The 13,115-nt window shown below is 43.3% G+C and carries 12 protein-coding genes; 2 read left to right on the top strand and 10 right to left on the bottom strand.

The window, feature by feature from the left end:
• Positions 1 to 201: 201 nt before the first annotated feature.
• The 3 genes from GB992_RS11615 to GB992_RS05850 form a co-directional block, all read right to left on the bottom strand.
• The gene (locus GB992_RS11615) at positions 202 to 354 is read right to left on the bottom strand and encodes a hypothetical protein (protein WP_017262184.1); all 153 of its coding nucleotides are present in this window, start codon (positions 352 to 354) and stop codon (positions 202 to 204) included.
• Between the two features lie 173 nt (positions 355 to 527).
• Positions 528 to 1,964, bottom strand: a complete 1,437-nt coding sequence (gene nhaC, locus GB992_RS05855) for a Na+/H+ antiporter NhaC (protein WP_161001623.1) — start codon at positions 1,962 to 1,964, stop codon at positions 528 to 530.
• Between the two features lie 505 nt (positions 1,965 to 2,469).
• Positions 2,470 to 3,387 (bottom strand): prenyltransferase, encoded by a 918-nt coding sequence (locus GB992_RS05850; protein ID WP_161001622.1) that lies wholly within the window; start codon positions 3,385 to 3,387, stop codon positions 2,470 to 2,472.
• 191 nt (positions 3,388 to 3,578) lie between these two features.
• Here GB992_RS05850 and clpP point away from each other — a divergent pair, with 191 nt between their 5' ends.
• Positions 3,579 to 4,175 carry an ATP-dependent Clp endopeptidase proteolytic subunit ClpP gene (gene clpP / locus GB992_RS05845; RefSeq protein WP_017262181.1) on the top strand — a complete coding sequence of 199 codons (597 nt, stop codon included), beginning with the start codon at positions 3,579 to 3,581 and terminating at the stop codon, positions 4,173 to 4,175.
• 154 nt (positions 4,176 to 4,329) lie between these two features.
• Here clpP and GB992_RS05840 read toward each other — a convergent pair whose 3' ends face one another.
• Positions 4,330 to 5,928, bottom strand: coding sequence for an ATP-binding cassette domain-containing protein (locus tag GB992_RS05840; protein WP_161001621.1), 1,599 nt, complete (start codon positions 5,926 to 5,928; stop codon positions 4,330 to 4,332).
• Positions 5,929 to 6,064: 136 nt separating this feature from the next.
• Complete coding sequence (locus GB992_RS05835; RefSeq protein ID WP_161001620.1) at positions 6,065 to 6,646, bottom strand: TetR/AcrR family transcriptional regulator; 582 nt, start codon at positions 6,644 to 6,646, stop codon at positions 6,065 to 6,067.
• A gap of 343 nt (positions 6,647 to 6,989) precedes the next feature.
• Between GB992_RS05835 and GB992_RS05830 the strand changes: the two genes are divergently transcribed.
• The gene (locus tag GB992_RS05830; protein WP_161001619.1) at positions 6,990 to 7,910 is read left to right on the top strand and encodes an SDR family oxidoreductase; all 921 of its coding nucleotides are present in this window, start codon (positions 6,990 to 6,992) and stop codon (positions 7,908 to 7,910) included.
• Between the two features lie 98 nt (positions 7,911 to 8,008).
• Here GB992_RS05830 and whiA read toward each other — a convergent pair whose 3' ends face one another.
• From whiA to GB992_RS05805, 5 genes are all read right to left on the bottom strand, one after another.
• Positions 8,009 to 8,953, bottom strand: a complete 945-nt coding sequence (gene whiA, locus GB992_RS05825) for a DNA-binding protein WhiA (RefSeq protein ID WP_161001618.1) — start codon at positions 8,951 to 8,953, stop codon at positions 8,009 to 8,011.
• A gap of 40 nt (positions 8,954 to 8,993) precedes the next feature.
• Complete coding sequence (locus tag GB992_RS05820) at positions 8,994 to 9,998, bottom strand: gluconeogenesis factor YvcK family protein (RefSeq protein WP_161001617.1); 1,005 nt, start codon at positions 9,996 to 9,998, stop codon at positions 8,994 to 8,996.
• Positions 9,995 to 10,882: an RNase adapter RapZ gene (gene rapZ, locus GB992_RS05815; RefSeq protein WP_017262175.1), complete on the bottom strand. Its 888-nt coding sequence runs from the start codon at positions 10,880 to 10,882 to the stop codon at positions 9,995 to 9,997. The genes GB992_RS05820 and rapZ overlap by 4 nt, the downstream gene beginning before the upstream one ends.
• Before the next feature lie 91 nt (positions 10,883 to 10,973).
• Positions 10,974 to 11,774 (bottom strand): YibE/F family protein, encoded by an 801-nt coding sequence (locus GB992_RS05810; RefSeq protein WP_161001616.1) that lies wholly within the window; start codon positions 11,772 to 11,774, stop codon positions 10,974 to 10,976.
• Complete coding sequence (locus GB992_RS05805; protein ID WP_161001615.1) at positions 11,761 to 12,879, bottom strand: YibE/F family protein; 1,119 nt, start codon at positions 12,877 to 12,879, stop codon at positions 11,761 to 11,763. The genes GB992_RS05810 and GB992_RS05805 overlap by 14 nt, the downstream gene beginning before the upstream one ends.
• Between the last annotated feature and the right edge of the window lie 236 nt (positions 12,880 to 13,115).

Genomic DNA, 13,115 nt, shown 5'->3' with positions numbered 1-13,115 from the left:
CGATATCCTTTTTTCGTGTCAACATACATAGATTACAGAAAGAAAAATCTGTTGTCGATCATGTCTTGTGACATGACCAACAACAGATATGATAGAACCATAAAAAAACCGCAACCCCATCATTTTCATGACGAGATTGCGGGACTAAATGCTTTTTGATGTACTGAATTAGAGACGATCAGAAAAGCCTACCAACCGAAATTACTTAGCCTTTGGAGCTGCTTCGATCGTGTCAGTCTTACCAGCAGCCCAACGTTGGATTGCGGCAATTTCTTTTTCACGGCGAATACGACGTTGACGTTTAGCAACGGGACGTTGGCCGGCGAATGAGTTCAATGGTTTCTTTTCTGCCATGATGCTTCTCCTCTCAATACTGTGTTTAATAACACGTAATACTATACCAGCTTTAGACAACGTGAGCAAGTCCGGTTTAGTCATCAATGCAATAACCGTACCACAAACGGCCATAATAATTATTTTATTTTGGTCACGACTTCGTTCACACGCTACCGCTTTAACCGGACGTATTACTCTTCTACAGCCGTTGAAGCCGTGACCTGCTTAAAATTTTCTGACTCCGTTTTTGCAACGTCTTGATGCTTCAAACCGATACCAGTCAAGCCACTTAATATAGAAAATACTGGTGACAATAAGCTAAATAATGCGAATGGCAAGTATTGCATCGTTGGAACACCAAGTGTGTTGGCTGCAAACACGCCAGCAACACCCCACGGAATCAGGTAGTTAATAACCGTTCCGCCATCTTCAAGCGCCCGTCCTAATGCGACGGGAGCTAATCCTGATTCGTCAAATGTTTTCTTGAATGCCTTACCTGGAAGGATAACGGATAAGAATTGTTCACCGATGAAGATGTTAACACCAATACTTGAGAGAACGACCGCAATGATCCGTTTGCCATCGGAGTTTAAATGTTTCGCAAATGGCGTCATCACAGCATCAATCAACCCAAATTGCATCAACAAACCACCAAGTGATAAGGTCAACACAATCAGTGAGACCGTTCCCATCATGCTTGCAATACCGCCACGCGATAGTAATAAATCAACTTCTTTATTACCTGTGTGAGAAACAAATCCCGCTTCAATGATGCTAGCAATTTTGGTTAACTTAGTGCCTGGATGCTCGATCAGTAACATCACCAGCGAAACACCAATGTTTAAAAATAATGTTGGAATCGCTGGCACTCGCCGCCATGCGCAAATGAACATGCACGCAATCGGCACAATCGCCCAAGCTGAAATAGTAAAGTTGTTGTCTAAAATGTTGATGACATGATTGATGCTGGCTAGACTAGCACCCTTTTCGCCGCTTCCCATAATGGCAAATACAACTAACGCAATAATAAATGCGGGAATGGTGGACCACATCAAGTTCATAATATGTTTGAATAAATCTGCGTCAACAACAGCTGCGGTTAAGTTGGTCGATTCGGATAGCGGTGACGATTTATCACCAAAAACTGCGCCGGAGATAATCGCACCGGCCACTAAGGCTGGGTTAACGTGCATCGTAACGCCCATCCCGAAGAACGCAATGCCGACTGTAGAAATAACGGTAAAGGCACTACCAACGGCGCTACCAACCAGTGCACAGACGACAAATACGGAAGGGACGAACCACTGAACACTGATTAAATGAAAACCGAAAACCATCAAGGATGGAATGATACCAGCAGCAATCCATGTACTAATTAACGCACCAACCAGAATGAAAATGAAAATTGGGACAATCCCGGTTTCAATCCCATCCTTGATTCCTTCGTTAATTAACGACCATGGCAAACGGTGAGCAACACCCCATGCCATCAATAATCCCATAACTAACATAACGGGAACTTGGGGCGACAAACCAAATTTAATCACGCCAAATCCCATAATTAACAACATGCCTAGTAAGACAATTAGTGCTTCGTTACGACCAACTTTAAATGTTTGTTTTTCCATGTGAATACCTCATTTTTTGAATGTCCAAATTGTTGTAAACGTTGAGTGTCATTCATTGAGGTTCTATATCGAGGATTGCCCCCACAATTTTCTGTCATTTTCCATTGGCCCCCTTTTCTCTCTTTTTAATGCCGGGCTGCGGCACCATTCTCCTAAACGTGCTCCCAATCCCTAAATCCGTGCTTGGTCACACTCTAAATACAAAAAATCGTCCCTGCTATGCATCATGCATAACAGGGACGATTAGTTTACCGTGGTACCACCCAGCTTAATAAAACGAGCCTTCCGCCCATCTTATTCACTCTCACTGGGATAACGGTCCAGCGATGCCCGGTCATTTTCGTTTTCAGGTATTTCGATGAGATGATCCTGATCGGTTCGCAGCAACCACCGACTTCCTGACACACAGATCATTCACTACTAGGTTTGAAAACAATGATTAAATGTTGATTAGAAATATACTAGCATTTTAATCATTTGTCAAACGATTTTTCTAATTTTATTTTTACAGCCATGCGCCAATTGCAAACAGTGCGGTGTACCCAATATAAAATAAAGATGTATTTTTAATCACTTTCATGTACGTTTTCTGCTTATCTTGAACTGCGTAGAATGGTTTAATTCCCCGCCACATAATCGGCAGCAACACCACGCTTAGCACAGTGATCCACGGTGCCAGTCCCAAAACCAAGTTTACAATTGGCCATAAGCTGCCAACAATCAATAAGACTTGCATCACCCTGACAGCCCGTTTGCGACCAATGAAATAAGCCAGTGTGTGACGATTGTTTTTGATATCTTCGTCTAGATCTGCCGTATTATTCCCTAATTGAACGGTAAAGAACAGCAGCGTAATTGGTAGACATAATGCAAATGTCGTGCCTGCAACGCCCCATGTAAACGGACGCTGACCATAAATGCTGATGTAAACACAGACGAGTTCAATTAAATATGTAATGGAAAAAGCGACCACAGTTTCACAAATCGGCATGGCATGTAATGGGTACGGACCAGCGGTATAGAAAATACCAATCAAGTAACCAATAATCCCAAACAGCAATACCGGCCATCCGGTGCACATAACTAGAATAACCCCAGGGATTGCAGAGACAACGTACAGGGCAACTGCTAGCCACCACACACCACGTTTGGGCAAATGCAACCGGCCAATTGGATTTGTATGTGCGGCGTACCCCTCACGATCCGCAGCGTGTACGTAGTCGTAATAGTTATCGGACACGTTAACTGCGAGATCAAAAATAAACACATCCACTAAACACAAAACAACGTTAATCCAGTTGACGACACCATACTGATATTGGGCAATGGCAGAGCCCAAAATAAACCACATAATATTTAACGGCGCGATATAAATCTCACTTAACGTGACAAATACTGGCCACGTTAACCATTTTTTATTCATCTCTAACTCTCCTAACCCCTTGATACTCTAAGGCTATCACATTGTACACAACTTTTTATCACATTTTTTCAAACAATCGCACCATTTTGTTTGACCTTTTCTGACCTTTGGGTTAAACTACAATTACGTTGATTAGCAGAGCACCATTACAAGTGCTAAATGACAACGCAAATTACAAGGAGGCCTCAATTATGGCTTTGATTCCAACTGTTATTGAACAGTCCAGCCGTGGCGAACGTGCCTACGACATTTACTCACGACTATTAAAAGACCGGATCATTATGGTTTCCGGACCAATCGAAGATGACATGGCCAACGCCATCATCGCTCAATTGCTCTTCTTGGATGCCCAAGATTCTGATAAAGATATTTACATGTATATTAACTCACCCGGTGGTGTTATCACTTCCGGAATGGCAATCTACGACACCATGAACTTTGTTAAGTCTGATGTTCAAACGATTGTCATGGGAATGGCTGCTTCAATGGCTTCCATTCTGGCAACTTCTGGTGCTAAGGGTAAACGTTTTGCCTTACCACACTCAGAAATCTTGATTCACCAACCTTCTGGTGGTGCTCAAGGTCAGCAAACTGAAATCGAAATCGTGGCTGAAGAAATTCTGAAGACACGGAAGATGATCAACAACTTGCTGGCTGAAAAGACTGGTCAAGACATCGAAACCATCAATAAGGATACTGAACGGGATAACTACATGACCGCTGAGCAAGCCTTAGATTATGGTTTGATTGACCACATTATGACTAACTCCAGCGAAATGCAAAAGTAATCATAATAAGCAAGCAAAGGCCTTCGTCAAATGACGAGGGTCTTTTTGCGTCTACAGTAAATTGAGAGCGAGCCACATTTATTCATTGACCATTTTTAACACCGTTCTGATGATAGCGGTCTGGATCATCCGGACGACCAGTCATGGGTAATTATTAGTCGAGCACTTCTAAACGGCCATTGTTCAGTTGATAGCGATGATCATACTTGGATAACAACTCATGTGGAATATGGTGGTCTACCTCAATCATTGTCAAATTAGACAACGACAACAGTGTGTCATGAATCTGTTTTGCTGTTGCCAGATCAAGGGAAGCGGTTCCCTCATCAATCAACAATACTTGTCGTTTAAACAGCAATGCCCGCGCAATTTCAATACGCTTTAACTGACCGCCAGAAAGATTTTTACCGCCTTCTGTTATTTGCTGATTCAGCTTGGGTTCATTGATGACGTCACTGAGTCCCGCTTGTTTGACAGCAGCTAAAATCGCGCTCTCAGGGAATGGCATCCCCAACGTTAGATTAAATCTGATAGTCTCAGCAAAGATAATCGGTGTTTGTGAAACCTTGCTAAACAGAGTCTCTACCTGAGCCTCATCATAGTCTTGCCCGTTGAGTAACAGTTGACCGTTTGTAACTGGCAACTCTTTTGACATAACCGACAACAATGTTGATTTGCCCACGCCGGATGGTCCTTGAATCAACACTTTTTCACCTTTCTGGACTCGCAAATTAATGTCATTTAAAATGTCACGATGTTCACGTTTAAAGCTAATGTTTGTCAATGTCAATTTCTTAAACTGAGTCGATTTCATGGGCAACTCCGCCGTCGCGCCTTCTTTGGGAATACTTCGACGCAACTGTTGGCGAACAGCCTTAGTACTCCCAATCTGGTTAATACAAGTCAGCATTTGATTGACGCTGTTTAAAATCATGTTGGTTGAATATTGGACTGCAACAAATTCCGGTAACGTTAACATTCCCGAAATAGTCAGGTAGATACCGATGGCAATCGGCGTTTCTGAAAATAGATAAAACAAATACATTAGCAGACTGTTGGCCAGTGCAATGCGATTCTTAAGCGCAGCATTCGCTTCTTCAACACTACCAACATCCCTGAGTAGCTTAGTTCTGTAACCAGCCTCAGCATGATAGCGACGAATGGTCATTGCCCCGTGTAATAGCTCCTTTACGCGTATTGCCAACTGTGCATTTTTTTGTGACCAAACGGTTGCTTTAGTCGTCGTCCCTTTACTTGCCAAACGCTGAAAGACCATTGGCACCAACATAAACGCTAAGAAAATCCCAGTTAGCCGAAAACTATTGTGTAGTGCATACCCCGTGGTGACCAAAATGGTTGTGCCGTATCCTAATAATCGAAACACGTTGCGCCAATAATTATCCTCGAGTAGCTTCAAATCATTCATTAAAAATGATAGGCCATTTGCTTCGAAATCCTGCTGGCTGGGATCATCTCGCTCGACCTTTGCTTCTACATAACAGGTTTTCAGACGTAAATTGATAAACGCCACATTTTTATTGACTACCCAGCTTTGCCAGTATGACAAAAGCGAAAAGAATAAATATCCGCCTAGAATGATTGCCAGATAAATTCCGACGCCGGCCAAGTCACGCATCGTAATCAGTTTAAAAATATAGGCATAGGTAGCCGTGTTAAAGGGAACTTCTAAGCCATTGATCAGCGCCATAACAATAGCGATGCTGAACCAACCGCGATGAATTATTTTGGTCATGTAATCTCCCCCATTCGCTCTTTATTAAAGCGAACCTATCACTGCTTGGGAGGCTACAACAACACCTTATCGTTAATATTTGCGTATATGCAAATTTATTTCTACCCACTAACCAAACTGTTTCTTTCGGCTTAAATTAGTTATTCTGAACCGCCTTCATTAGCATGCGTTGGATTCTTTCAAACGGCACGTCTGCCTCAGTGTACACACCTTGCCGCAAGTTGTCCGTGTGCAGTTTGATCGTCGAAAAAATAATGTTTCTAAGTAGTGAAATATCCACTTGCCGTAATGTTTTGTCAGCCAGCCCTTTAAATAACAACTGCTGTACGGCACTTTGATGAACGATGACATTAATTTGCTCACCAGCCTGCTCGTCAAAGACGTAATCCTCTTTTAACTTTTGAATGATCGTCATACTTTTAGGATAGGTCAAACCATAGTGAAACAGTTGCTCAAGATACTGTTTCATTGCTGTTTCAAACGACAGTGAACGCAAATCTTCCCCGCTGTCCTGAGCATACAAACGCTGCAATTCACGGACATATAGAGTAAGTAACAGTGCCTCACGATTCTTGAAATAAACGTAGATACTAGACTGGGAAATGCCAACTTGCTTAGCAATTTTTGTTGTTGAAACCGCACCGACACTATCGGTAATAATCAGATCGCCAGCAACATCAAGAATGCGATTATATTTTTGGTCGTCTTTTTTCTTCATCCTTCTGATCCCATTTCTTTAAAAGTAATTTATTTTAGTTTACCACTTGATACCGATAAGTCTATCGGTTATAATCTTTACCGATAGAGCTATCATTTATAAAACAAACTTTATCAAATGGTAGATTGCAAATTTAATCCGAATTTTTGGACAAATTTGTCAGCATGATCTGATAAGGTGTTTGCCAGTCAAGTATTTTAAGTGGTCTCTGATTAACAGCTCCTAAAAGATGGGTTTGTGGTAAACACCATTTTAAAGGAAGCTGATCTTTTTTGTCCGAACAGCGTTCGGATTAATTTTACAATCTACCAAATAAATGAAATTTAAAAAGAAGGCACTTATTATGAAAGTTTTTGTTACAGGTGGTAATGGCTTCATTGGTCAGGTTGTTGTTAAAACGCTAATTGAACATGGTCATGAGGTTCTTGCACTGGCTCATTCAGATCATTCGGCTCAACAATTAACTCAGGCAGGCGCCACACCCATAAAAGGCTCACTGGACGATTTAGATAGCTTATCAACGGCCGCAAAGAGCAGTGACGGTGTTATTCACCTCGCCTTTACTAATGATTTTAACCATTATGATGAAGCCGTCGCTAAAGACATGGCTGCTATCAAAGCGTTAGGCGATGCTTTAGCCAACACTGACAAGCCACTAGTTAATACATCTGGCACCTTAATGGCGGTTGGCATGGGACGCACTGCTACCGAACAGGACCATATGGCACACCCCGTTGGTCGAGCAGCTTCCGAAGCACTGGCGCTCAGTTATGCACAACAGGGCGTTCGCGCCAGCGTTGTTCGTTTGGCACCCACAGTTCACGACGTTCAGCGTCAAGGATTTGGTAGCATTCTGGCTCAAATGGCGGTTAATCAAGGTAAGATTGGCTACGTCGGTGATGGCACCAATGTTTGGCCATCCGTTCATCGTAACGATGCAGCACAACTGTTCGTCGCCGCATTAGAAAACGGCGAGGCCGGCGCAACCTATAACGCGGTTGCCGAAGAAGGTGTTCCTGTAAAGACCATTGTTGAAACAATTGGCAACACGTTGCGTGTGCCGGTAGAACACTTCGATGAAGAAACCGCTAAGGCCTACTTTGGCTGGTTTGAACCTACCGTTGTCGGCAGTAATCCCATCAGCAGCACGTGGACTCAAAAGGTGTTGGACTGGCATCCACGCGAAAAAGGTTTGCTTGACGATTTAAAGACATGTTTGAGCAATCCTACTAATGTAGCCGCACTGCAACAACCACGCAATTAACTTGAGCATAAATAAAATGACCGGTTTCCCAGTTAAAGGAAATCGGTCATTTTGTGCACCTATTATTTGATGTTCACATCAAACTACAAAATCGACAACTACGCTGAAATAATGTCATCCTCACGCAGTTTATCAGCAAATTCATTGATTTTCCGCAAACGGTGGTTAACGCCAGACTTGGAAATTGGTCCTCCCGGAATCAGGTCACCTAGTTCCTTCAAACTAACTTCACGATTGGCCAATCTAGTCTCGGCCATGGCCTGAAGCTTAGCTGGTAACTGGCCTAATCCAACACGCGATTTGATGTACTCGATGTTATCAATTTGACGAGAGCTAGCAGAAGCAACTTTCTCCATGTTCGCCGTCTCACAGTTAACAAGCCGGTTGACTGAATTACGCATGTCACGCATAATGCGCACATCTTCAAACTTTAACATGGCATTAGTCGCCCCAATTAAGGTGAGAAAATCAGAAATTTTCTCGCCTTCCTTAAGGTAAGTAATGTAGCCACTTCGACGATTTGTCATTCTGGCATTTAAGTCATATTGATTCATTAACTCACAAATCTGTTGATTCTGTTCTTCATACAAAGAATAAACCTCGAGATGGTAACGACTGGTGTCCGGGTTATTAACCGAACCACCTGCCAAAAATGCACCTCTTAAATACGAGCGAACTTCGCTATCTTCTGTAAGCACATTTTGTGGCACCACCTCTTCGATTCCCATGTCGCCTAACACATGAAGATCGTTTAAAACTTGTTGCGTACCGGTTCTTAGCCGCACGACATACATGTTGTTTTTCTTGAGTTTGACGTTTTTACGAACAATCAGTTCTGCTTCCAAACGGTAAAACTGCTTTAATAATGCATAAATTCGTCGAGCAATCGCCGGATTTTCCGTTTGCACGTTTAACACAAACGCGTGGTTAACAATGCTGACCGCGCCGTTCATGCGAATCAAGGCCATTAATTCAGCCTTTCCATTCGCCGCGTGCACCTTTAATCCAGTCAGCTCTTTTTTTACGTCACTGGCATAGGACATCGTGCTGCCTCCTTTTTTATCACCTTATTGATCAAGGCAGTTATTGAATATGTTTATGTGCAAGCAACTTCATCAGCTCAGCAACCACCTTGGTCCCGTCGTGAAAAGCACCGGCATCCCGTAACTGGAGTAAATTGGCTCGAATCGACCGGACACCCATCCTTGTCAATGCGTCGGTATCTGACGTTACTTTCGTTGACACCTCGTTCCAGCGTTTCCAATCCATGTAATCCTCTGGAACCCGTTCAGTATTCACAAGGACTGTATCTACGAAATTGGCACCCAAATGCTTGTTTAATACCTGAACGTGATCGGCATCAGTAAAGTGATCCGTTTCACCCTTCTGCGTCATAATGTTACAAATATACACAACTTCCGCAGGAGTATGCATAATTGCCTCGCCCACGTTTGACACCATAAGGTTTGGCAAAATGCTCGTAAATAGACTACCAGGTCCCAACACAATCAAATCGGCGCCTAAAATGGCATCGGTTACGGCTGGCATCGCCTTAGCAATCTCATCGTCAGAATCTGGCTGTGGTGTGACCCACACACGTTTAATCTGTTTGTGAGCAGCTGTAATTTCAGCCTCTCCCGCGAGTTGTGTGCCATCGGTAAACTCAGCATGAAGCACCAACGGTTCATTGGCAACTGGATAAACATGACCATCTACATGCATCATTTCGGACAGTTCCTGAACAGCGCCAAACACGCCGTGCTCCATTTCAGTGAGCGCCGCGATAATTAGATTGCCAATCGCATGACCGGAAAAGAAGTTATCATTAGCCTCAAACCGATACTGAAAGACCTTCAATTCCAATGGTGACAACCGCGACAAGGCGGCCATGACATTCCGAATATCACCAGGTGGCACAACGTTAATATAGTTCCGAATGATTCCCGAAGAACCACCGTCATCTGCGACCGTCACAACGGCAGTTACATCGACGTCCTGCTTATGCAAGGAATTAAGGACAACGGGCAAACCCGTGCCTCCACCAATGACAACTACGCGTGGCCGCCGCTTCTCCATGATTTCTTTCATGAGCGGTTAACCGTTTCCTTTCGTTTCTCCACGTCACGATGACTGACATGAACGCGATAGTCCTGACTTAAATCTTTACCTAGTCGTTCTGTGATAGCAACTGACCGGTGTTGACCACCAGTACAACCAATTGCAACGGTCAAACTGGTTTTGCCCTCTTTTTGATAGCCAGGCAAGGTCAGTTTTAAAAGCTCTAAAAACTGCTTGTAAAAGGATTCTGTGGCCGGTTGTTTCATTACGTAATCATACACAGCTGGGTCACGGCCAGTCAGTGATTTTAATTCAGGCACATAATATGGATTTGGTAAAAATCGAACGTCCATCACGATGTCTGCATCGATCGGCAAACCATATTTGTACCCAAACGACAAAATTTCAACATGAAATTCCGACTGTTTATCTTGATTTTCAAATTGTTCAAAAATATCTTCACGCAGCTGCCGTGGCGTCAAATGATCCGTGTTGATGACCAAGTCTGCCCGTTCCTTCATTTCCGACAGCAAACTTCGCTCCTGATGAATACCATCTAAAACGCGGCCATCCATGGCTAGTGGATGTGCTCGCCGGGTTTCCTTATACCTTGCCACCAATTCGGCATCTGACGCATCGAGAAATAATACCGATGTATCTACCGTGCCAGTGCTTAAAGAAATTGCGATCATTTCCTGCAGGTCATCAAAAAATTCACGCGAGCGTAAATCTACGACAAGCGCAACCTTTTTAACATTCCCTGACTGTCTGACCAGCTGCCAAAACTTAGGCAATAATTTGGGTGGCATGTTATCCATAACAAAGTAGCCCAAGTCCTCAAAGCTTTGCATGGCAACCGTTTTGCCAGCACCACTCATCCCTGTAATAATAACCAATTTCAGTTGTTGTGCCACTTCTTTGCCCCCCTTACGTCGCCGCTTGTTGCTTTTCTTTGCTCAGCTTACGACGTCACTTCTAACAGTATAACATACCGGGTGTGTCTTTTTATTCATCTACGTCCACTTTAGTCACTACCGGCTGTTTTTGTGATTGGTGTGGCTGTCGATGCCAACGCCAACTAGCTACTGCCGCTGTCATTGGCACCGTAATGAGAACGCCGATAAACGACAGTAACACCATCAACAGCTCAGCAACAAACACTTTGTCATTAAAAACCTCACCAATCGAGTAACGAAGGCCGACGAACCATATGAACAACGATAAGAAGCCACCAAAAAAACCGAAGAATAAAGTATTAAACGTGGTCCCAATGATCTGTTTACCGACGTTCAGACCGTCGCCAAACAAACGCTTCCCAGTTATTGTAGGCTGTTGCGTTTCAATCTCCGATAGGCCTGATGAAATGGCCATGGCGGCTTCGGCAATGGCTCCTAATGTGCTCAACACGACGGTGCATATTTCGACTTTCAAAAAAGAAATGCCGATATACAGCGACATGCCTTCCAAGTCTTCACTGTCTTCATCCCCGAATCCAGCGACCTGTGCCCAATGCTCAACGGGCACAATAAATAACAAAAGTAATAACATCACGATAACGGAAGCGTAAAACGCTGTCGTTGTACTGTTATCATCATCATTTCCAAAGAAAATCGTCACCTCCAATATAATCGTCCCCGCAACTAATGTGACAGGTAGTGGTGGCAAGTGAAACTGAACTAACACAATGGTTAAAAACAATAACGCAAAGTTCACACCGAGGCTGACAAACGCAATTGCCCCTTGTTTACCACCCACAGCCCACATGGCTAAAAAAAGCAATAATGCCAACACACTAAAGGTTGTCATCTGTCATCACCCTCTTTTTCATCAATCGACTTGCAACGAAGCTGGCCACTGGAATGGCTAATACAATTCCTAAACCGCTGATTAAACTTTGAATAACCCCCATCGACATATTCATCATGTAGGTATACCCCCAGTTATTACCATTCTTTAAGTACAAGAGCGTTAACGGAAAGGTGTCAGCTACGAAGATAAGAAATAGCACGTTGATTAGAGGTCCCATAATGGAGCGACCAACATTTCGTCCTGATAAGAACAGTTGATTCCTGCTGACATCCGGACGTTCAGCTTGAAGTTCAAATAGTGTCGCCACAATATCTGTTGACTCGTCCATCACTGCCCCCAAAGACCCAATCAGCGTCTCCGCTAAAAACAAGGGGCGTGGCAATGTGGTCACATACTGAAGGCCCTCATAGTGCATGCCTCGTTCGTGGGTAAGTGCGAACACGATCAGGCTGATTACAATTGCTAACGCCGTCCCAGATAATGTTGCTGTTAACGTAATGACCGTCTGTCGACTCCAACCCAGAACCAACCACAACGTTAACGCCGCAAAAACAACACTAATTAGACTAAATATGACAAACACATTGCCATTTTTTAAACTCAAATCGATATTTATTGCTAAGAAGAACAGTACCGCATTTAACCCGACGGATAACAATGCCATAAACCCGGCCGAGCGCATAAAGATAAACAGCAAACTGATTACGATCCAGGTCAGTAAAGCGACCACGGTATCTCGTTTTGGTCCTTTAATGTTTGACTGCTGACCCCGAGTTAGTTTTGAAATGAATACCTGATTGCCCACGCGATAGGGTTGATCCATTGCGCCGGAACGACTGTATGTATTGCTTAAAGTAATCTTTTGCCCCTTGTGAATTGTGTTAATCAGAACAGCATTGATCCGCTGATGGACTGTTGCATCCTGATTTTCAAACTCATCTTGTTGTTTGACAGGGCGTTCATTACGTACACTAGTAATTTTAGCGATTGGTCGTTGATAAATTGGGGCGTCGTAAGCAACACCTAGTACCAACAGTCCGCCAAATAAGACACAAACTAGGGTTACCCACCAGTTTGTAGAGTGTTTTGGTTTAACGTTCATTTGATGATTCCCCGCTTTCAATAACGCAAGCACCCTAACCCAACTCGTTTTTTCATAAATCTACGTTTCATTCTACCACCCGTGCCGACGCGTCTTTCAAAACGTAACTAAAACTAAACTTGCCAACGATTTTTTAACACTTGAATTTACACTTTAAGTGCAACACTAATTAAATAAAGAATGGCCCATGGCCAAATTTCTGTAAAATGATGTTTGCGAAAACAATCATGAAAGGA

Source organism: Furfurilactobacillus milii (assembly GCF_009863985.1).
In the GTDB taxonomy this organism is placed as follows: Bacteria; Bacillota; Bacilli; order Lactobacillales; family Lactobacillaceae; genus Furfurilactobacillus; species Furfurilactobacillus milii_A.
The sequence above is the reverse complement of the archived record's forward strand: the minus strand, read 5'-3'. Positions and strand labels throughout refer to the sequence as shown.